The following is a 19,962-nucleotide window of genomic DNA, read 5'->3' on the forward strand; positions in this document are numbered from 1 at the left end:
GGGCTTTTTTAATCCAGAGCAGAGAGGCTCGGACGGGCTGATTACATCATGCCGCCCATGCCGCCCATGCCGCCCATGCCGCCCATGCCGCCAGCACCGGCGCCTCCGCCTTTCTCTTCTTCGGCTTCTTCCGAAATCACACACTCGGTCGTCAGCAGCAAGCCGGCAATCGAGGCAGCGTTTTCGAGGGCCAGACGCGTTACCTTGGTCGGGTCGAGAATACCAGCGGCCATAAGGTTTTCGTAGCGGTCCTCACGGGCGTTGTAGCCGTAGTCGCCTTTGCCTTCGCGTACCTTCTGAACCACTACCGAGCCTTCGCCACCGGCGTTGGCCACGATGGTGCGCAGGGGAGCTTCCAGAGCCGTGCGGATGATGTTTACGCCGGTGCGCTCGTCGCTGTTGATGGTGTCAACACCTTCCAGAGCGTCCAGAGCACGCACCAGGGCTACGCCACCGCCGGGTACCACGCCTTCCTCAACGGCGGCGCGGGTAGCGTGCAGGGCATCGTCTACGCGGTCTTTCTTCTCCTTCATTTCCACTTCGGTCGAGGCACCGATGTAGAGAATAGCAACACCGCCCGACAGCTTGGCCAGACGCTCCTGCAGTTTCTCCTTGTCGTAGTCCGACGTGGTGGTTTCGATCTGAGCTTTGATCTGATTAACGCGGGCCGAAATATCGTCCTTCTGACCACGGCCGTTCACGATGGTCGTGTTGTCTTTGTCAACCAAGATTTTCTCGGCCTGGCCGAGGTAGTCCAGGGTAGCGTTGTCGAGCTTGTAGCCGCGCTCTTCGCTGATAACCGTGCCGCCGGTGAGGGCTGCAATGTCTTCCAGCATGGCCTTGCGACGGTCACCGAAGCCCGGAGCTTTAACAGCAACGATTTTCAGCGAGCCACGCAGCTTGTTCACTACCAGCGTAGCCAGCGCTTCGCCGTCTACGTCTTCGGCAATGATCAACAGGGGCTTACCGGTTTGCACCACTTGCTCCAGCACGGGCAGGAGCTCCTTCATGGTGCTTACTTTCTTGTCGTAGATCAGGATGTAAGGCGAGTCCAGCTCGGCTTCCATCTTCTCGGCGTTGGTTACGAAGTAAGGGGAGAGGTAGCCGCGGTCGAACTGCATGCCTTCCACCGTTTTTACTTCGGTTTCGGTGCCACGCGCTTCTTCTACCGTGATAACGCCTTCCTTGCCCACTTTGTCCATGGCATCGGCAATCATCTGGCCGATTTCCGCGTCGTTGTTAGCCGAAATGGTGCCTACCTGAGCAATTTCCGAAGAGTTTTCAATCTTCTTCGACTGCGACTTGAGGTTGGCAACCACGGCGTGAACTGCCTTGTCGATGCCGCGCTTCAGGTCCATGGGGTTAGCACCGGCGGCTACGTTCTTCAAGCCAGCACGGTAAATGGCCTGGGCCAATACCGTAGCGGTGGTAGTACCGTCGCCAGCCTGGTCGGCCGTCTTCGATGCTACTTCTTTCACCAACTGGGCACCCATGTTCTCTACGGGGTCCTTCAGCTCAATTTCTTTGGCAACCGTTACACCGTCTTTGGTGATGGTGGGGGCACCGAATTTCTTGTCGATAACCACGTTGCGGCCTTTCGGGCCCAGGGTTACCTTCACGGCGTTAGCCAGTTTATCTACGCCAGCAACGAGTTTGTTGCGGCCTTCAATGTCAAATTGAACCAGTTTAGCTGCCATTGTGGGCTTGTCTTGGTTTGAAAGTCTGGAGAGATGATACTTACAGGATGGCGAAGATGTCAGACTCCTTCATGATGAGGTAGTCCTGACCATCCACGGTAATTTCAGTGCCGGCGTACTTGCCGTACAGCACTTGGTCGCCTACCGACACCTGGGGCTGCACGAGCGTACCGTTCTCGGTTTTGCCTGCGCCCACGGCCACTACTTCGCCGCGCTGCGGCTTTTCCTTGGCCGTGTCGGGGATGATGATGCCCGACTTGGTTTTCTCTTCGGCGGCGGCCGGCGCAATAATTACGCGGTCAGCCAGCGGTTTGATGCTAATAGCCATTCTGCTGGGTTGGGTTGAGGGGTTATGATCAAAGAAAAGTCTTTGGAGTAGGTTCCGCGAAGGAGCCTGCTGCCGCTCGGCACTTCTTGTGCCAGCCCGCGAAAAACTGACAGAATGGTCAGAAATCGGAACTTTTTGCGGTTTTCGGCGCAACAACCCTGACAAACCGGGCAGGAAAGTGGCAGAACAGCGGCCGCAAGTATAGTTAACCTAAACCAGTAAAAAGGAACCGGCGGCTTCTCGCTGGTGCGAGAACCCGCCGATTTTGAAGGACAGCCTAAGATTAAAGCTATTGAGCCGGGGCCGGAGCGGGAGTAGGCTGGGCGGCTGGAGCAGTGGTAGCCGGAGCCGACTGCGGGGCGGTAGCACCCGGAGCAGTGGCGCCCGGTGCGGGAGCTTGCGGGCCCGGAACAGCCGGGGCAGCGGGTACACGCGTTTCCAAAGCTTTCTGTTGGTTCACGCTACGCATTGGGCCAGCCGTTTGGCCCGACAGGATTACGTGCGAAGCCAGCGACAACACAATCAGGGCAATGGCGAAACCCCAAGTTAGGCGCTCCAGCAGGTCGCCGGTGCGCTTCACGCCCATGAGCTGGGCAGTGCCGCCGGCAGCGAAATTACTGGACAACCCACCGCCCTTAGAGTTTTGGGCCAGCACTACTAGGGCCAGCAACAGGCAAACGAAAAGGGCAAGGACGATAATGGCAGTGTACATCTACTGTTCCGGTTTTACTCCGGCTGTTGTTTCAGGTGGTCAATTTGAGCGGCAAAGTACGCCTTTTTTTCGGGCTGGCGCACCATCAGCTGTTCGTAAATTTCAATGGCACGGGCAGTTTTGCCCTGCTTAACAAGGATTTTAGCCAAGCTCTCCGAGGCCAGACTTGGCGGCGGACTGGTGCTGCGCACCGATAAATCGGCTTGCGGCTCGGTTACCATAGGGATTCGTGCCGCCGACGATTTGATACGCGGTTGGTTTTTGAGAAACCGCTCGATCAAGGCAATGGACGAAGGGGTAGCCGGCGTTGCGGGTCGATGCTTAGCCGCGTGGTCCAGCAGAAGCGCGTCGGGCAGCCATGCCGAATCCGTGGGTAAATCGTGGGTGAGTTCGGCACTGCGCCCCATTAAACAATGCCCAAAGCGGCTCCCGACAGCAACGGCGTAGGCAAGATGCTCATCGGCGTAGAAGGAAGGCAACGGCGCTTTGGCCGGCTCAATTTCCTCAAGCGCTTCGGGCAGCCGGTAGGAGGTTACGGGCGGTAACGATTCGGCCAATCCAAACTCGAAACGGGAACTGCCTCCCTCTACCGGTGGTCGAATAGCAGGTGCGACGGCCGGCAACTCATCAGCCAAGGCCTCGGTAGCTTGAGCTTCGGCAGGAGCTAAATTGGTTTCTTCAACAGCGTCTTCCAGAGGTTCAGCAGCGGGCTGATGAGCTTCAATTGGTGGGGTTGAATCGAGTTGTTCCGCAGAAAGGGGCTCGGACTCATCGACTTCAGCTTCTTCTAGCGCGTCAGCTTCTGGGGTAACGTCTTGCGTTAGCTGCTCGTTTTCAGAAACGGTGTTTGTTTCTGCCAGTTCCAATGGCTGGGGCGCTTGCAACTCACTTTCGACTTCGAGAATAGCCTCAGTTGATGTTGCTTCTGCTGGCTTAGCCTCTTGCTCCGCAAGCAACACATCAGCTATGTCGGCCGAAGATGGTTGCTCGATTACTTCAGTAACGTCGTCAGCTGCTGGCGCAACGGAATCGAAAGAAACCTCGGCAGCGGTGGCCGCAAAAGCATTTTCAGGAACTGGTTCAGCAACCGTTTCCGGGGCAGCCGCAGCAGCTTGAGGTTGGGTTGCGGGCCGTTCGATTAACTCCCGCAGCAGTTCGCGGTTGGTAGCGTACGTGGCGGCGCGGCGCAGGCGTTGGCTGGCCAGCATGCTGCCGCGGTCGTGGGCGGCTTTGGCCAGCAACAGATGCGCGGTTTGGCAGTAGGGGAAGGCGGTAGCCAACTGCTCCAGCTCCCGAACTTCGGTATCCGAAATTCCGGTAACGTGGTCGAGAATATGCAGCAGCGACGCGCGGGTCATGGATTACTGGCCGGAAATGGGTGGTTCTGGAGTTTGGAAAAAGGCAGGTTGCTAAACGCAGAGACGTTGGTTAACCAGCCCGTGCAACGCCAAGGGGCCGCAACAATACAGCAATTTAGTTATTTAACCCAGGCCGGGCCCCTACCAGTTAGCCACCGACTTGTTGAACACGTCGGTAATTACACGGTCGGTGATGCGGCGAATGGCGGCCTGGTCGTTGTTAATAACTGTAATGTCTTGTGTAGCAGCAAAGTCGCCGTTGCTCTGGAACGTCTGCTCGAAATCCTGCTTCGGGTCTTTGGTGTTGGTAAATTTCACCCGCACCTGAATGGTGAGGCGGTTAATCCCGGCTTGGTCGCGGCCGTCCTGGCGCTGAATGGCCGCCGGCGCGAAATCGTACGCCACAATCTGGCCTTCGAACTGCAGGTCGCCGTCGCGCGGTACTAACTTGAGCGTGGTGTTGCGCTGGAAATAGTCGCGCAGGTCCTCCGAAAAACGCTGCGAAAGGAAAGAAGGGCCGTTGGTGGCGTTATTGGGGAACGTGGCAACCGAGAAGGTTTTAACCGCTGGGTCGATGTTCGTGCCGGTGAAGGAGTACACGCTGCACCCGGCCAGCGGCAGCAACCACAGCACGAGCAGCAGGCGCCACGCGCCGAGGTTATTCCAGGTCATACTGCTTGAGTTTGCGGTACAGGGTGCGTTCCGAAATGCCAAGGTCCTGGGCCGCGTACTTGCGCTTGTTGTGGTGCTTTTTCAAGGCTTTCACAATCATTTCCTTTTCCTTGGCTTCCAGCGAAAGGCTTTCTTCTTCTGTTTCGTGCGAAATATCCTCCACGCGCTGGGCGTCGTCCTCCACCTCGTATTCGTCGGGCTGGGCGTTGATGATGAAGGAATCGGGGCCGTCGGGAGCGGAACGGGTGAGGCGGCCGGTTTCGTATGGGGCAATGCCTGCTGCGGCAAACAAATGGCTGTTCTGGCGCACAAGCTCTTGGGCTTGGTTGCCATCGTGCCGGGCCCCGCCCGCAGCCAGCTCCAGAACCAACTTCTTGAGGTCGGTCATGTCGCGGCGCATGTCAAACAGCACCTTGTACAGCAGGTCACGCTCCGATAGGCCCGAGGGGGCAATGCCATCGGCGGTGGCGCCGATGAGCATGGGCAGGTTAGAGCTTTGATCCTGCGGCAGGTAGTGGCGCAGGCGGCGGCCGTCTACTTCGCGCTGCTCGGTTTGCAGCACCGAAATCTGTTCGGCTATGTTCTTGAGCTGGCGGATATTACCGGGAAAGCGAAAGCGCTGCAGCTCCTGCACCGCATCGGGCGTCAGTGAAATGGGCTTTACGCGGTAGCGCTCGGCAAAGTCGGTGGCGAACTTGCGGAACAGCAGGTAAATGTCTTCGCCCCGTTCGCGCAATGGCGGCACGGTAATAGGCACCGTGTTCAGGCGGTAGTACAGATCTTCGCGGAAGCGGCTCTCGCGCACGGCATCGAGCAGGTTCACGTTCGTGGCCGTTACCACGCGCACGTCGGTCTTTTGCACCTTCGACGAGCCCACGCGGATAAACTCTCCGTTTTCCAACACGCGCAGCAGGCGGGCCTGGGTACCTAAGGGCATTTCCCCGATTTCGTCGAGGAAGATGGTGCCGCCGTTAGTTACTTCGAAGTAACCTTTGCGGGCTTCGGAAGCCCCGGTAAACGAGCCTTTTTCGTGGCCAAACAGCTCCGAATCAATGGTGCCTTCGGGAATGGCGCCGCAGTTCACGGCAATGAACTGCCCGTGCTTGCGCGGCGACAGGGCGTGAATGATTTTCGAAAACGATTCCTTGCCCGAGCCGCTTTCGCCCGTGATGAGCACGGTCATATCGGTAGGAGCCACCTGCGCCGCCACCTGAATGGCGTAGTTCAGCGCCGGCGCGTTGCCGATAATGCCGAAGCGCTGCTTAATGCTTTGTATTTCGGAAGGAGTCAAATCAGGGTCGGGTTGTCGTGGGGTAGACGGAAAGCGGCGCGGAATACTTTACCGAAAGCAGAATCTAAACGACATGCTGAGCGCTACCGGGGCATCGGGTCGAAGTTGTAGCTACTTTCCTGCATCAGCATGCGAAATACATCGGCAGTGCTCAGTATGGCGGTGAACCTTACTCAACCGCCTCGCCCAGCAGCGTGGTACTGGTACACTCGGTTACCAGCACGTTCACGTAATCCCCCTTTTTGTAGTGCTTTTTGGGGAAAATGACCACCTTGTTCTGGTCGTTGCGGCCGCTTAGGTGCTCGGTGCTGCGCTTGGAGGTGTTTTCCACCAGCACGCGGTGCACTTTGCCCACCCCCATTTGGCTACGCACCAGGCTGTGGCGCTGCTGCCGCTCGATGATTTCGGCCAAGCGGCGCTTTTTCACCTCCAGCGGCACATCGTCGGCCAGCTTGCGGGCGGCCAGGGTACCGGGGCGCTCCGAGTAAAAGAACATGTAGGACATATCGTACTGCACGTGGTCCATGAGGCTGAGCGTGTCTTGGTGCTCTTCCTCGGTTTCAGAGCAGAAACCGGCAATCATATCGGTGGAAATGCCGCAGTCTTCGCCCAGAATACGCCGGATGGCCGCTACGCGGTCCAGGTACCATTCCCGGTCGTAGGTGCGGTTCATGAGCTCCAGCACGCGGGAGTTGCCGCTTTGGGCCGGCAGGTGAATATAGTTGCACACGTTGTCGTACTTGGCCATCGTGTGCAGCACCTCGTCGGTAATGTCTTTGGGGTGCGACGTGGAGAAGCGAATGCGCAACTCGGGGCTTACCAAGGCCACGCGCTCGAGCAGGTTAGCGAAGTTCACGAACTCTGTACCGTCCTCCGATTGCCACTTGTAACTGTCTACGTTCTGGCCCAGTAGCGTGACTTCTTTAAAGCCTTTGTTGAAGAGGTCTTCGGCTTCGCGTACGATGCTGTGAGCATCGCGGCTTCGCTCGCGGCCGCGGGTGAAGGGCACCACGCAGAACGAGCACATGTTGTCGCAGCCGCGCATGATGCTGATGAAAGCGGTAATACCGTTGGAGTTCAGGCGCACCGGCGTAATGTCGGCGTACGTTTCCTCCCGGCTCAGCAGCACGTTCACCGAGCGTTGACCGGCGTCTACTTCCTTGATGAGGCGGGGCAGGTCGCGGTAAGCATCGGGGCCTACCACGAGGTCCACGATTTGCTCTTCCTCCAAGAATTTGCTTTTGAGGCGCTCGGCCATGCAGCCCAGCACGCCCACCAGCAAGCCGGGCTGTCGGCGCTTGTGGGCGTTGATTTCCTTGAGGCGCTGGCGCACGGTAACCTCCGCTTTTTCGCGGATGGAGCAGGTGTTCAGCAGCACTAAATCGGCCTCGGCCAACTCGGTAGTCGTGTCGAAACCTTCATCGAAAAGGATGCTGGACACGATTTCGGAGTCGGAGAAGTTCATCTGGCAGCCGTAGCTCTCGATGTACAGGCGACGCGAACGGCCGGTGTTGGTGGCTTCGGTTACACGTACGTCGGCGGGCAGCTGCTCGGCGGTGGGGGCAGCTGCCTGGTCTAGAAAGTCAAGCGTAAGAATCGGTTGAGACATGGCCTCGGGAAAAATCAACGAAAGGACGACAAAGGTACGGCTTGCCGGGCAAAAATGACAGTTTGGCAGAGCCTTTGGCTACGAACTATTACCAGCGCCGCCAGGTGCTGGACCCTAAGCCACGACCGTTGCCGGATAGGGTAGCTATGCTACGGTGGCGCCCAAGACTTCCAGCATGGCTTGGGCCTTCAACAGGCATTCGTCGTACTCGCGTTCCGGGTCGGAGTCGTAGGTAATGGCCGAGCCCACTTGGAAGCTGAGGTAGCCCGTGTCATGGCGGTATTGCAGGGAGCGGATAACTACGTTGAAATCAAACGAGCCATCGGGCAGTACGTAGCCGAAGCTGCCACTGTAAAGGCCACGCCGGGTGCGTTCGTATTGCTCGATAAGTTGCATAGCCCGGATTTTCGGCGCGCCCGTCATAGAGCCCATGGGGAAGGTTGCGCGCAGTACATCCGCCAAGCCCACACCCGGCTGTAGCTCGGCTTTCACGGTTGAAATCATCTGCCACACGTGCCGGAACGGGTACAGGCCGAACAACTCAGGGACCTTTACGCTGCCCGTTTCGGCAATGCGGGCCAGGTCGTTGCGCACCAGATCCACAATCATCAGGTTTTCGGCGCGTTCCTTCTCGTCGTTCAGCAGCGTTTGGCGTTGTTGTTCGTCGGCTTCCGGGGTATGGCCGCGCCGAATGGTGCCTTTAATAGGTTGAGAAATAATAACTGGCTCTTGGTAAGCCAGAAACCGTTCGGGTGATGCGCAAAGCAGGTAATGGTCGTGCCAACGGCAGAAACCCGCGAAGGGCGTAGGGGAAGCTGCATTGAGCCGGTGAAAAACATCGACAGGGTCGAGGGAAACCCTTTCGGCGTAAAACTCCTGGCACAGGTTCAACTCATATACTTCTCCGTTCAAGATATCTTCCCGCACTGCCGCTACTGCCGCTAGGTAATCGGCGCGGGGCATACGGGCCTGCATGGTGGAAACGGCAGGCGCCGCCGGGGCCAGCAATTGCGTCTGTAAAATTTCCTGAAACACAGCTTCCGAACTGGGGCCGTGAATTTCGAGGTGCGCCGCTTGCCAGTATAGCCAGTGTTGCGGCGTGAAAAAATGCAGTGCCGGCCAATTCAGGCCAGTGAAATTGTTGCTTTGCAGCGCTTCAATGTCGTTTTTAACGTCGTAAGTAACGAAACCGCACCGTGCAGCCGGCGCCGCAGACTGCAGCCACGGTTGCAAAGCGGCTAATGAGCCGGGCGCGCCGGTAGCTTCCGGAGCCACGGCCAGCAGACGCCGGAAGGGGCCGCAGGGGTAAGTGAGGTCGTTGGGCTCGAAGTAGGCGCAGTGCGGAAAGCCGGCCGCCCAGCGCAAGGCGCGGGCCCGGAAGTCGGCGGGCAAATCGGTCAGCGGAACTCTCAACACAGCACGAAAGTAGCCGCTAAGCCCTGTTCGCAGCAACCGTACACTAAGCCACTGCTTATTTCAAAGCGGCCAGCGCCACCTTGGCCTTGGCATCGGTGCTGGTTTTGTATTCGTGCTTGGCGTAGCCGAGAGCTTTTTGAAAATACGCTTTGGCCTGAGCCTTCTGGCCGGCCTCCAGGCTTAAATAACCCATTTGCAGCGCAGACTGAGGCGCGAAATAGTACGGCGCATTGCCGCTCAGCGAAAGGGTGCGTTGGTAATAGAACCGGGCAGAATCGAGGCGGCTTAGGCCGTGATAGGCCCGTGCCAGCCGGTAAGGTTCTTCCAGCCGGTCGCGCAGGGGCGTAGCAGCCGTTACGCGGAAACGGTTGAGCGTGCTTAGAGCGGCGCGGTAGTATCCGCCGTCGAGCTGGAGGCGGGCGGCGGTGAGAGTACGGTTCAGCGGCAACTGGTCGTCGATGAAGCGCTGGGCGTAGCGGTCCTCTTCCACCACGGTTTCGCCGCCGCTCGCAATTTGCCGGCGGGCCCGCTCGGCCGCTGCGTCGTTGCCGGCGAGCCAGTGCGCGAGGTACATCTTAAACCAGGCGTCTTTGCGGTAATGGCTGCCGCGGTAATCGTTGATAAACTGTTGATTGGCCTGCGTTGAAGCCGCGTACTGACCCTGGTAAAGCAACAGATCGGCGGCCATGTGGTGTAGGTAGGGCACCACGGGATAAGCTGGGCCGGTGGGCCGACTGCGGTAAGCGGCCAGGGCGCGGTCGGTGTGGTGCAGTTTCTTCTGAATCGACATAACCAGGTAGCTGAACAGCAGGTTATCGGGCTGCTCGCGGTACAACCGATCGGCCAGCGCTGCGGCTTCGTTGTCGGCTCCTTGGTAAGCCTGGCGAATCAGGGCCAGCAGCACTTGCGACTCAATCTGGAAATCGTGCGGGTGCAGCGTGGCCGTGCGCAGGTTTTGCAGGCCCGCGTTGGTGTCGCCGGGCAAGCCTAACAGGTTCATAAACCACCGGTAGCCCTCGGGCACCGAACCAATCAGAAACTGACACAAGCCCAAGGTTTTGCGCGTGGGCAAGTGATTGGGCCAGCGTTTGGCGTTCTGCTGCACCTGCAGGTAAGCCTGCCGCAGGCTCCACGCTCCCTGAAACTCGTGGTCGAACATGACCTGGGCCACGGCTTGGTGCAGCCGGATTTCTGCTCGCGCATAGTCGCGCAGGGGCGTGCGGGGCAGTTGCGCGAGTTGCTCCAGGTACTCGTCTTGCTTGTCAATTACGGCTTCGTAGCGGGCCGCGTCCTGACTTACCACCAGCTCCGTGAAGTCTATGCCTTCGTCAACGAGCAGGGCCCCGGCGTTGGCGGGCTGCTGGCGTAACTCGGCGCGCACGGCGGCCCGAGCGGCAGCCGTGCGCAGCTTCAGCAAATCGGCATAGGCGCGGCGGCTCGTTGAACTGAGCTGCTGTGGTGCGGCTTCAGCTTCCGCAATGGCTTCCTCAACTTGTTGGCTGGCATGCCGCGTCTCAGCCGCCACAAAGTTCCGGCTTGCCAAGGCATACGTCATGAGCAGCGCGCTGAGTGCGCTGATGCGTAAGTCCCGGCAAACCGTTTTAAGAAACTCCATGCAACAAAAAAAGGAACGACACGAGGCCGTTCCTTTCTAAGATGAGTAATGCCGGGAAATTAAGAAATCTTGGCTTCCACGTCGGCCAGAATACGGCCGCAGTGCTCACACACGATGATTTTCTTGTGCGAGATAATGTCGGCCTGGCGCTGCGGAGGCACCGTGTTAAAGCAGCCGCCGCAGGCGTCACGCTTTACCATTACCACGGCCAAACCGTTGCGGGCATTGCCGCGGATGCGGGTGTAAGCCGTTAGCAGGCGCTCCTCTACCGGCTTGGCCGCTACGTCGCGCTGCTCAAGCAATTTCTGCTCGTCGGCTTCGCTTTCGCCCACAATTACCTGCAGCTCGGCCTGCTTGTTGGTGAGGTCCTTGCGGCGCTCTTCCAACCGGGCCTTCGTGCCGCCGATTTCAGCAATTTTCTGCTCGATTTGGTACTGGGCTTCGCGGATTTTCTTTTCCGAAATCTGGATTTCGAGCTTCTGCAGCTCCATTTCCTTGCCGATGGCCTCGTACTCGCGGTTGTTGCGGACGTTCTGCTGCTGGTCTTCGTAACGCTTGATGAGCGTTTCGGCGTCCTTAGCGGCTTGCTTACGCTGTTTAATTTGCTCGTTGAGCGAAGCAACTTCTTCGTCGAACTTGCTTACGCGCACTTCGTAACCCGCAATTTCATCCTCCAAGTCGCGCACTTCTTCGGGCAAGTCGCCGCGTACGCGGCGGATTTCGTCCAGTTGGGAGTCCAGCTGCTGCAAATTCAACAAGGCTTCCAGCTTACTGGCGACGGTGGTTTCCGTGGACGGATTAGAAATCATAGCGAACGGGGTTCGTGGGAGTCTCTGCTAACAAGACCGCAAAAGTACGGGAGAATTTCTCGGTAAGCAATGCCCTGAAAAGCTCACTGGTGTACTGCTCGCTTTCGTAGTGGCCCACGTCGCAAAGAAGCAGCCGGCCTTCGGGCGCAAAGAACTCGTGGTACTTGATGTCGCCGGTCACGTAGGCGTCGGCACCAGCAGCCACGGCTTTCTTGGTCAGAAACGAACCCGCACCGCCGCACACGGCAACCTTTTTTATCGAGGCACTGAACTCGGTGTGTTTCACCACGGGCACGTGCAGTTGCTCACGCAGGCGGCGCAGAAACTCCTGCGGCGGCAGGGGCTCAGGCAGTTCCCCAACCATACCGGAACCAACTTCCTGGTGTTGGTTTTCGAGCTTTACGAGGTCGTAGGCCACTTCTTCGTAGGGGTGGGCCGCCCGCATGGCCCGCAATACCTGGCTTTGCAGGTGCAGGGGCAGCAGTACTTCCACGCGCAATTCCTGCACGGTTTCAGCTCTATTAGGCCGGCCGGTGTGCGGGTTTGCGTCGGCACCTGGAGTAAAGGTGCCCTGGCCAGCAAACTGGAAGCTGCAGTCGGAGTATTGGCCAATGCGGCCGGCACCGGCATCGTACAGGGCGCGCTTTACGGCTTCGGCGTGTTCGGGTGGGGTATACACGGCGAGTTTGCCAAGTAAGCCGGACTTGGGGTCGAGCACGCGCAGGTTTTCGAGGCCGATTTTCTCAGCCAGCAGCCGGCTTACGCCGTGCTGCACGTTGTCGAGGTTGGTGTGGGCAGCGTACACGGCCACGTTGCTACGCAGGGCCAGCATAATGGTCCGCTCTACTTCGGTGGCACCGGTGAGGCGTTTCAAGGGTTGAAAAATGACGGGATGATGCACCACCACCACATTGCAGTTCCGGTGTACAGCCTCCTCTATAATAGCGGGCGTACAATCCAGGGCAATGAGTACGCCGGTAACCACTGCCTGCGGGTCGCCACACTGCAAGCCGGCGTTGTCGTAGCTTTCCTGGTAGGGCAGGGGGGCCCAGGCTTCCAGGGCGCGGGTGAGGTTTTGAACGGTAGCCATGCGGCGAAGGTAACGCCGGGCGCTCTTGCCTGGATGCGGGCCGGATCAGCGGGCAAGCGGATTATTGGCCGCCGTTAGGGCTGCCGGCTGCCGACAGAAGTGTAAGGAAAAGAAGCTGAGTTCCTCTACTTTTGAGTGGCCTACCTGATGGGGAAGCTTACATCTATGTAGGCTTCCCCGTTTGGTACGCCAGCGAAAAGTAGAGGAAAGGTGTACGCTTCCCCCTCAAGTAAACCACTAAAAAGTAGGGGAACTCACCAGCTCGCCCAGCACCCGTGCGTAGTCGGTCACAGAATCGGGCACAAACCGGCGCTTGTACTGCATGAGGTAGCGCGGGTGGTCGAAAACTACCACCCGCTCGAACAGGCCCAGCTCGTTGTTGAGCCGCGCGAAATACTCCCCGTTGCGCCGACCCAGGCACACCACTACGTCGCGGCGCAGGCCCAGGGCTGCTTGCTCGCGCAAGGAGGTTTGCATATCGGGCCACAGGGCCTGCGTCAGGGCCGGGGCGTCGTAATAGTTGTGGTTCAGGCCGTGGCGCAACAGCACCAGCGGGTAGAGCGAGCCAAGGTAAAAATGCTGATAAAAGGCCTGTGGGCCACCCAGCGCGGCAATCAGCTGGTACACAAACTGGCTCGACAGCTCGGCCCGGCGGGGCAGCTCGTTCGGAATGTGGCAGTGCAGCGCCAGCGCCGCGGGGTCGGTGAAGGCAATGCCGGTGGTGCCGCCGCCAAACCGGCCGGGGTTAATGCCCAAAATAGCCACGCGGGGTTGGTTATCGGCGTAAAAGCGGTGCGCGAATTGCGTCAGAAGCCCGTGAGCCGTAGGTTCTTGGTACGGGTGGTAAGCCAGTACATCATCGGGCAGGGCAGTAGCGGCTGGAAAGTGCGTGAGAAATGCGAGGAGGCGGTCGGCGAAGGTGGGCATAACGGGCAGGTGGGCTCAGGTTTCTTACGGATGGGGCGGGCCAGCAGCGTAACCGCTGAGTGGGCATACGAAACTGATTTTTGGGGTTTGGGCTTAGACGCGGCCAATTGACGTATTTTTGCCGGCCGTTCGCCCCGTTGCGGCCGCTTGAAACCCCGTCCATGCCTTCGTTGCTGACCCTGCTGCTGCTGCCCTTTTCCTGGCTCTACGCCGGAGTGGCAGCCGTGCGTAACTGGTTGTACGACACAGAGTGGCTGGCCACTACCGCCGCCGCCGTGCCGCTGATTAACGTGGGCAACCTGCGCGTGGGCGGCACCGGCAAAACCCCGCACGTGGCCTGGCTGGTGCAACTGCTGCTGGATGCGGGGCAACAACCCGCCATTCTCAGCCGCGGCTACGGCCGAGACACGCGCGGCTTTCGGCTGGCTACTGCCGCCGATACAGCTGCTACCATCGGCGACGAACCCTGGCAGCATTACCACGAGTTTGCGGGCGCCGTGCCCGTGGTGGTCGATGAAGACCGGCGGCACGGCCTGGCTGAACTGGAAACGCTGCCCTTGAAAATCAGTGCGGTAGTTCTCGATGACGCCTACCAGCACCGCCGCGTTCAACCCTCGCTGAATGTACTGCTCACCGAACAGGCCCGGCCGTTCTGGCAAGATCATGTGCTTCCCGCCGGCCGACTGCGCGAGAGCCGCCGGGGAGCCCGCCGCGCCGATGTCGTGGTCGTAACCAAATGCCCGCCAACCTGGTCCGAACAGGCCCGACGTGAGGCGGCGGCGGCGGTACACCGATACACGCGTTCCAACGTACCGGTGCTGTTTTCAGCTTACGAATACGGAAATCCAGTGGCGGTTTCGGGCTCCGCAGCCGGCTCCGGGCCCAAACCGGGGGCCGAAGCCGTGCTACTAACGGGCATTGCCCAGCCCCAGCCGCTAATCGACTACCTCCGCGGCGCCGGCTACCGGTTGGCGCAGCACCACCGCTTTGCCGACCACCATGCTTTCACGGCGGCCGAGCTGATGGCCGTGGCCGATTCGCTGGCGCCCGGGCAGGTGGTGCTGACCACGCAAAAAGACGCTGCCCGCCTGCTCGAGCCAACGCTGCGTACTGCCGTGGCGCTTTTGCCGTTATTTTACGTTCCCATTCGGGTGCGCTTCCTTGCCGACGGCGCCCAGCGCCTGCAAAAGCTTCTCGCCCCGCTGTTTATACCCCGTACCGTTGCCTGATTCCGCGCTTTTTCGCTTGTTGTGTTGTGTACCGGTGGCGCCGTGGCGCCGGGCGGGGCTGTTGGTAATACTGGCTTTACTGCCCGTCGCTTTGCGGGCCCAAATCATCGATGATACCACCCGGGTGCTGTTCGGGCCGCGCACAACCTTGGTTGTGCGCGAAGCCAACGTACTCCGCAATCTTCCGGATGGCGCTCCGCTCGATACCACCATCAACGGTATTCAGCAGAGTCGTAATTGGGTATATGATAGCACGTTTCAACAAAATTTAGGCACGCTGGGTACGGCTTCGCGCCGGCTTCTGTGGGAAGTAAATACCAACATTGGGGCCCGCTTGGGGCGTGATGTATTCAATCGGTATTTCCGCAGCCCGAACGCGGTGCCGTACTACGACACCCGGTCCCCGTTCTCGTTTTTTCGCTTTATCCAAGGTGGGGCGGGCGAGTCGGTTTTTGAGGGCTCCTACAGCCGTAGCATCAAGAAAACGGCCAACCTGGGCATTGTTTACGAGCGAATTTCGTCGAACAAGCAGTTGGCTCCTGCCTTTCGCGACGACGGACTCACCCGGCACACCAACCTGCTGCTGTTCGGGCGCTACCAAACCCGCGACAACCGCTACCAGATGCTCGCCCATTACTACACGGGGCGGCATGAAGCAGCCGAGCAGGGGGGCATTCGACCCGGTACCGGCGACCGGCTCGATTCTTTGGAGGGCCTGTTTAGCTACAACCTGGAGGCGGTGCGCCTGACAAATGCCACCAATACCGATAATCGGGACCGGTTTCACTTAGCGCACACGTACAACCTGGTGGGGCGCGGCCTCACCGCCTTTCACGTGCTCGACTGGAGCCGGCAGTACAACCGGTACCTCGACGAAGCCCTGCGGCCGCTTTCCGATACTACGCAGTTTTACCCGGCGCAACTCTTAAGCAACCGCCGTACCGACGACCGCACCGACTACAAACAGTTCGAAAATACCGGCGGCCTGCTGGGGCGAACCGATTTTCTCGAGTACCGGCTCTATGGGCGGGTGCGTAACTGGAGCCTGGATACCCGGAACAACACCACTGACTCCACCGGTGAAAACCTGAAATCCTCGCTCGACCGCAGCGGAACGCAATTGTTTGCCGGCGGCAGCGTGGCTTTTCGCTGGAAGAAAATCTTTGATGTGGAAGCCGCCGGGGAATACAAGTTTTTCGATGAGTACTGGCTGCGGGGCTCCATGCGCTTCGGGCCGCTCCGGGCCGAGCTGCTGAGCTCGGCCTACGCGCCCTCGCTCACCGAAACTTATACGGAGAGCAACCACTACCGCTGGGATAACCGAAGCCGGTTCTCGAATACGCTGACCAACCAGCTTACCGTGTCGTTTAACCAGCGCATTGGGGGGGCACAGGCCCGGGTTCAGCAGCAGTTACTGGCTTCTATTGCGGTGGCGAACATCAACAACCTGGTGTTTTACAACCAGCTGGCCGAGCCTGAGCAGCTGAATACCGGCAAGCAGCTGCTCATTGGCACGCTGCGGCATCAGCTGCGCTACGGCGTGCTGCACACCGATAATCAGGTGGTCGTTACCCAGGGCGGCGACGGCGAGGGCCTGCGTATTCCGGCGGTGGTAGCCAACCTGAAGGTGTACGCCGAAGGGTACTTGTTTAAACGCGCGCTGTTCAGCCAGATAGGTCTCGAAACCTACTTCCAGGACCGGTGGCAGCCCTACGATTACGCGCCCAGCATTCAGCAGTTCTACGTGCAGGACTTCTTCACCTCGCGCCGTTATTCCGTTATCGATGCCTTTGTAACGGCCGATATCAAGACCGTGTCGGTGTTTCTGAAAATGGCTTACATCAACCAAGGGCTGTACCGCAACGGGTATTTCACGGCGCCCTACTACACTGGCAATCCGCGTAATTTTCAACTGGGAATCCGCTGGAATTTCTTCGATTAAGGCATTGTCCAGTAGATTAATTATGTCAGGTAACTTCTTTCTTTGCTTTAGCCGATCATGACCGCCCATTCTCATTCCTTGCCTGCGGCCGACGTTGCGCAGCAGCGCGAGAAAACCATCCTGAAGCTCAAGCTCAACACCGATCCGCGCTGGGTTGATATTGCCAGTAAGAACATCGGCGACATTCTGGCCGACCACGCGTATTGCGAGCAGAAGGCCGCTTCCACCGGCATTTCGCTCATCGTGAGCTACCCCGAGAAAACCCGCTTGGTTGACGAACTGACCGACTTGGTGGCGGAAGAGTGGAGCCACTTCGAACGGGTGCTGCAGGAACTGCGCAAGCGCAATCTGCCGCTAGGCCGCCCGCGCCGCGACGAATACGTGGTGGAACTGCTTAAGCACGTGCGGCGAGGCGGCTCCCGCGAGCGGCAGCTCATGGATCAGCTTCTGGTATCGGCCCTAATAGAAGCGCGTAGCTGTGAGCGGTTTAAGTTGCTTTGGAAACACATTCCCGACCCCGAGCTCAGCAAATTCTACTACGAGCTAATGGTTTCCGAAGCGGGACATTTTGTGGCCTACGTGGACCTGGCCAAGGAGTACTGCACCCCAGCCGACGTAGATGCCCGCCTGCAGGAACTGCTGAAAATTGAGGGGGAAATTGTGACCAGCTTACCCGTGCGCGACGACCGGATGCACTAAGCAGCGGTGGGACAGGAGTGAAAAGCTTGTGGCGGTTGGCTCACTTTCGGTACATTAGCCTAATTTATCTGCCCTCAATCCATGAGAAAACTTGTCCTGCTCGCTGCTATCCTCGGCTTCTTCAGCGTAACAGCCGCGTTCGGACAGAACCAGGCTCCTGCGCTGAACTTTTGCGGCCTGGATATTCCCGTGTCTGCGGGCTGTACGGCGGCATCTTCCTACGAGCTGCGCTGCACCGATTACAGCTTGCGTTGGGCGTACCTGAACTACGCCCAAATGGGGGCGGCCGCCGAAGAAGCGGCGCGGGTGGTGAAAAAAGACCACAAGAAAGCCGAGCAGGAACCCCTGGTCGGTTTTATTCTCGACATGCCTGCCAAGGGCTACCGCCTGAGCTACCCCACCGAAGCAACTGGTATGGCGTACGAAATCATTCTCTACGGCGTAGCCAAAGGCCAGCCCGTGGTGGTGCAGCTAACGATGGGCGTAGCCCCGGAAAAAACTACCGATTTACCCGAAGTAGCCCGCCGGATTCTGCGTCTGGACCGGTAAAGGCCCTTCTGGGTTAAAAATTCAGGGCTGATTATCGCCTGCGGGCGGATCAGTTGGCAGGCTATTGCGCGAATTCAGCAGGCCCTCAGGCACGCTTAATTCGCCCGTGTGCGGATCGATCAGGCCGTTGCGCTCGTCCTCTATGTTGGTGGCCTGGGTGTATACGTCGCCGGCAATGGGCCGCTTGCGCAATTCCTGTTTAAAGGCCTGAATGGCAGCGGTGCGGGTGGCTGCGTCCTGGGGACCACCGTAATCGGGGAAGCCAAAGCCGCCCCATTCGCTTACAACCAAGGGTTTTTGGCGGCGGTAGAAGAAAGGGTCGCCAATAACCAGCGGAAAAGCTGCCGTGCCTTCAAACTCGCCTGCTACCAGCCGGTCGAGTAGCTCCTGCCAGCGGGTGAGGTCGGGCGTGTAAAGGTGCGCGGTTAACAGGTCCGATTTCAGTCGACCTTCCTGCGAAATGTGCTGCCAGCCGTCGTTATCGACCACCAAAAACTGCGGGTGCTCGATGAGCATGTAGTGGTAAAGGTCCACGATGTACCGCCGGGTGCCGGGGTTAGTGGCAATGTCCTGCGCGCCCCAGTCCTCGTTGTACAGGCTCCAGATAACCACCGAGGGGTGCGACTCGATTAAGGCCAGCATGCGCAGCAGCTCGGCGCGGTGATTGGCGCGGCTGCGCGGCGTGGAGCTGTGTGGGCTGGGTACCTCCACCCACAGCAGCAGACCCAGTTCGTCGGCCAGGTTGTAAATGCGCGGATCGACGCCGGCAATGTGCACCCGCACCAGGTTGCAGCCGAGCGCCTGCATGGCGTGAAAGTGGCGCTGCATTTCCTCGTAGGTAGCCGTACCGGGCTGGTACAGAATGCCGTCGAGGTACACGGGCTGGTTGTTGAGATACACGTGCCGCCCGCGCGACTCAATTTTGCGCAGTCCGAAGAACGTTTCAATCTGGGCGGCGTGGCCGTCGGCATCAATGAGCTGAGCTACCAGTCGGTACAGGTGCGGGTTTTCTGGCGACCAAAGCTGCGCGCCGGCCAGTTCCATAACCACGCGCTGCTGCCGCTGGCCGGCTTCCAGCCGCAGGGGAAAATCGGAGGTGGCCAGCACAGAGGTGGCTTGCTCGTCGCGTTCGAATACTTGCAGGCGCAGTGTGTACTGGCCGGGGTCCTGAATGCGCGTGCTCAAGGTGAAGCGCACCAACTGGTCTTCAATCACGCTGTCGACGCCAACGCGGGAACGGAGGCGGTTGCGCTCCACCAGTTCCAGCCACACGGAGCGTACCGCGCCAGTTTGGGTTTGGTACCAGATGCCCCCGCGCTTGTACACGTGCGACTCCTGTTTACCGCGCGGTCGTTCGGCGTCCATGGTGTCGGCAATGCGTACGGTAAGGCGGTTTACGGGCCGTAAGTGCGCTTCCAGTAACTCAAAGCTGAAAGACGTGTACTCGCCGTAGTGCACGTCTTCGCCCTCAATGGTGCGCAAGGGGTGGCCGTTCAGCCACACGCGGGTTTCGTAGCCGCAAGCCCCAAACGTGAGCTGGAACAAGGAGTTGGCCTGGGCCGCCGAGCGTTCGGGAAGGGTAAATTCCCGCTCGTACCACGCCACCACCTCGTCTTGCCACACCCGGGCGTTCTGGCCTTTGGCCGCCGCCATGTGGTCTTCCACCGAGCCTGGCCACTGCGCCGTGTGCTCGTAATGATGCCCCAGGTGCCAACCTTCGCGCAGGCCCGTATCCTCGGCATCGTGGGCGAAATGCCACTCGCCATCAAGCAGCTCGTAGTTGTTGGTGCGCAACACAGCCCGGGGCAACGGGTTAAGTGACGTGCGGCCGTTTTCGGCCGGCTGACGAAGGCTGGGGGTCGGTTGTTCGGCGCTCATGCCAGAAGTGCGGTGGATGAGGTACTACAAACGAATATTGCGCATTCGCGGATGAAGTTTAACCTCAACAACAATAACGCGACGCCGCCGCTGGTCTTCGATTAGACGTTAGAAAGTAGCGCGTGGGTAAGCACTTTAAGC

Annotated in this window: 17 protein-coding genes; 4 read left to right on the plus strand and 13 right to left on the minus strand. The window is 59.2% G+C overall.

Annotated elements, in window-relative coordinates; all coding sequences use genetic code 11:
- Positions 1 to 41: 41 nt before the first annotated feature.
- From groL to ABD903_RS14600, 12 genes are all read right to left on the minus strand, one after another.
- On the minus strand, positions 42 to 1,697 hold the full coding sequence (groL, locus tag ABD903_RS14545) for a chaperonin GroEL (RefSeq protein ID WP_345225419.1): 1,656 nt from the start codon (positions 1,695 to 1,697) through the stop codon (positions 42 to 44).
- A gap of 40 nt (positions 1,698 to 1,737) precedes the next feature.
- The gene (groES, locus tag ABD903_RS14550; RefSeq protein ID WP_345225421.1) at positions 1,738 to 2,025 is read right to left on the minus strand and encodes a co-chaperone GroES; all 288 of its coding nucleotides are present in this window, start codon (positions 2,023 to 2,025) and stop codon (positions 1,738 to 1,740) included.
- Between the two features lie 289 nt (positions 2,026 to 2,314).
- On the minus strand, positions 2,315 to 2,737 hold the full coding sequence (secG, locus tag ABD903_RS14555) for a preprotein translocase subunit SecG (protein WP_345225423.1): 423 nt from the start codon (positions 2,735 to 2,737) through the stop codon (positions 2,315 to 2,317).
- Positions 2,738 to 2,751: 14 nt separating this feature from the next.
- Positions 2,752 to 3,978: a hypothetical protein gene (locus ABD903_RS14560; RefSeq protein WP_345225425.1), complete on the minus strand. Its 1,227-nt coding sequence runs from the start codon at positions 3,976 to 3,978 to the stop codon at positions 2,752 to 2,754.
- Positions 3,979 to 4,236: 258 nt separating this feature from the next.
- A complete protein-coding gene (locus tag ABD903_RS14565; protein WP_345225427.1) occupies positions 4,237 to 4,767 on the minus strand; it encodes an LptE family protein in 531 nt (176 codons plus the stop codon).
- Positions 4,754 to 6,058 (minus strand): sigma-54 interaction domain-containing protein, encoded by a 1,305-nt coding sequence (locus ABD903_RS14570; RefSeq protein WP_345225429.1) that lies wholly within the window; start codon positions 6,056 to 6,058, stop codon positions 4,754 to 4,756. Before ABD903_RS14570 ends, ABD903_RS14565 begins: the two co-directional genes overlap by 14 nt.
- 169 nt (positions 6,059 to 6,227) lie before the next feature.
- On the minus strand, positions 6,228 to 7,667 hold the full coding sequence (miaB, locus tag ABD903_RS14575) for a tRNA (N6-isopentenyl adenosine(37)-C2)-methylthiotransferase MiaB (protein WP_345225431.1): 1,440 nt from the start codon (positions 7,665 to 7,667) through the stop codon (positions 6,228 to 6,230).
- Between the two features lie 144 nt (positions 7,668 to 7,811).
- Positions 7,812 to 9,083, minus strand: a complete 1,272-nt coding sequence (gene pabB, locus ABD903_RS14580) for an aminodeoxychorismate synthase component I (RefSeq protein ID WP_345225433.1) — start codon at positions 9,081 to 9,083, stop codon at positions 7,812 to 7,814.
- A 55-nt stretch (positions 9,084 to 9,138) separates the two neighbouring features.
- Positions 9,139 to 10,698, minus strand: a complete 1,560-nt coding sequence (locus ABD903_RS14585; protein WP_345225435.1) for a tetratricopeptide repeat protein — start codon at positions 10,696 to 10,698, stop codon at positions 9,139 to 9,141.
- A gap of 59 nt (positions 10,699 to 10,757) precedes the next feature.
- Positions 10,758 to 11,507 carry a zinc ribbon domain-containing protein gene (locus ABD903_RS14590; RefSeq protein ID WP_345225437.1) on the minus strand — a complete coding sequence of 250 codons (750 nt, stop codon included), beginning with the start codon at positions 11,505 to 11,507 and terminating at the stop codon, positions 10,758 to 10,760.
- Complete coding sequence (locus ABD903_RS14595) at positions 11,497 to 12,597, minus strand: Nif3-like dinuclear metal center hexameric protein (protein WP_345225438.1); 1,101 nt, start codon at positions 12,595 to 12,597, stop codon at positions 11,497 to 11,499. The genes ABD903_RS14590 and ABD903_RS14595 overlap by 11 nt, the downstream gene beginning before the upstream one ends.
- A gap of 237 nt (positions 12,598 to 12,834) precedes the next feature.
- Complete coding sequence (locus ABD903_RS14600; protein ID WP_345225440.1) at positions 12,835 to 13,524, minus strand: uracil-DNA glycosylase family protein; 690 nt, start codon at positions 13,522 to 13,524, stop codon at positions 12,835 to 12,837.
- A gap of 161 nt (positions 13,525 to 13,685) precedes the next feature.
- Between ABD903_RS14600 and lpxK the strand changes: the two genes are divergently transcribed.
- The 4 genes from lpxK (at position 13,686) to ABD903_RS14620 (ending at position 17,943) form a co-directional block, all read left to right on the plus strand.
- Positions 13,686 to 14,753, plus strand: a complete 1,068-nt coding sequence (gene lpxK / locus ABD903_RS14605; RefSeq protein ID WP_345225442.1) for a tetraacyldisaccharide 4'-kinase — start codon at positions 13,686 to 13,688, stop codon at positions 14,751 to 14,753.
- The gene (locus tag ABD903_RS14610; protein ID WP_345225443.1) at positions 14,746 to 16,695 is read left to right on the plus strand and encodes a putative porin; all 1,950 of its coding nucleotides are present in this window, start codon (positions 14,746 to 14,748) and stop codon (positions 16,693 to 16,695) included. The genes lpxK and ABD903_RS14610 overlap by 8 nt, the downstream gene beginning before the upstream one ends.
- A 57-nt stretch (positions 16,696 to 16,752) precedes the next feature.
- Positions 16,753 to 17,394, plus strand: coding sequence for a MiaE family protein (locus ABD903_RS14615; protein ID WP_345225445.1), 642 nt, complete (start codon positions 16,753 to 16,755; stop codon positions 17,392 to 17,394).
- 81 nt (positions 17,395 to 17,475) lie between these two features.
- Positions 17,476 to 17,943: a hypothetical protein gene (locus ABD903_RS14620; RefSeq protein ID WP_345225447.1), complete on the plus strand. Its 468-nt coding sequence runs from the start codon at positions 17,476 to 17,478 to the stop codon at positions 17,941 to 17,943.
- Positions 17,944 to 17,964: 21 nt separating this feature from the next.
- On the opposite strand, the gene ABD903_RS14625 is transcribed toward ABD903_RS14620, so the two are convergent.
- Positions 17,965 to 19,821, minus strand: a complete 1,857-nt coding sequence (locus ABD903_RS14625; RefSeq protein ID WP_345225449.1) for a glycoside hydrolase family 2 protein — start codon at positions 19,819 to 19,821, stop codon at positions 17,965 to 17,967.
- Positions 19,822 to 19,962 lie beyond the last annotated feature (141 nt).

This window comes from Hymenobacter koreensis, assembly GCF_039541855.1.
In the GTDB taxonomy this organism is placed as follows: domain Bacteria; phylum Bacteroidota; class Bacteroidia; order Cytophagales; family Hymenobacteraceae; genus Solirubrum; species Solirubrum koreensis.

Bases quoted from the DNA above. Each gene is read 5' to 3' on its own strand.
- groL (WP_345225419.1), bottom strand. From the start codon at position 1,697: ATGGCAGCTAAACTGGTTCAATTTGACATTGAAGGCCGCAACAAACTC.
- groES (WP_345225421.1), bottom strand. From the start codon at position 2,025: ATGGCTATTAGCATCAAACCGCTGGCTGACCGCGTAATTATTGCGCCG.
- secG (WP_345225423.1), bottom strand. From the start codon at position 2,737: ATGTACACTGCCATTATCGTCCTTGCCCTTTTCGTTTGCCTGTTGCTG.
- ABD903_RS14565 (WP_345225427.1), bottom strand. From the start codon at position 4,767: ATGACCTGGAATAACCTCGGCGCGTGGCGCCTGCTGCTCGTGCTGTGG.
- miaB (WP_345225431.1), bottom strand. From the start codon at position 7,667: ATGTCTCAACCGATTCTTACGCTTGACTTTCTAGACCAGGCAGCTGCC.
- ABD903_RS14585 (WP_345225435.1), bottom strand. From the start codon at position 10,698: ATGGAGTTTCTTAAAACGGTTTGCCGGGACTTACGCATCAGCGCACTC.
- ABD903_RS14590 (WP_345225437.1), bottom strand. From the start codon at position 11,507: ATGATTTCTAATCCGTCCACGGAAACCACCGTCGCCAGTAAGCTGGAA.
- ABD903_RS14595 (WP_345225438.1), bottom strand. From the start codon at position 12,597: ATGGCTACCGTTCAAAACCTCACCCGCGCCCTGGAAGCCTGGGCCCCC.
- ABD903_RS14600 (WP_345225440.1), bottom strand. From the start codon at position 13,524: ATGCCCACCTTCGCCGACCGCCTCCTCGCATTTCTCACGCACTTTCCA.
- lpxK (WP_345225442.1), top strand. From the start codon at position 13,686: ATGCCTTCGTTGCTGACCCTGCTGCTGCTGCCCTTTTCCTGGCTCTAC.
- ABD903_RS14615 (WP_345225445.1), top strand. From the start codon at position 16,753: ATGACCGCCCATTCTCATTCCTTGCCTGCGGCCGACGTTGCGCAGCAG.
- ABD903_RS14620 (WP_345225447.1), top strand. From the start codon at position 17,476: ATGAGAAAACTTGTCCTGCTCGCTGCTATCCTCGGCTTCTTCAGCGTA.
- ABD903_RS14625 (WP_345225449.1), bottom strand. From the start codon at position 19,821: ATGAGCGCCGAACAACCGACCCCCAGCCTTCGTCAGCCGGCCGAAAAC.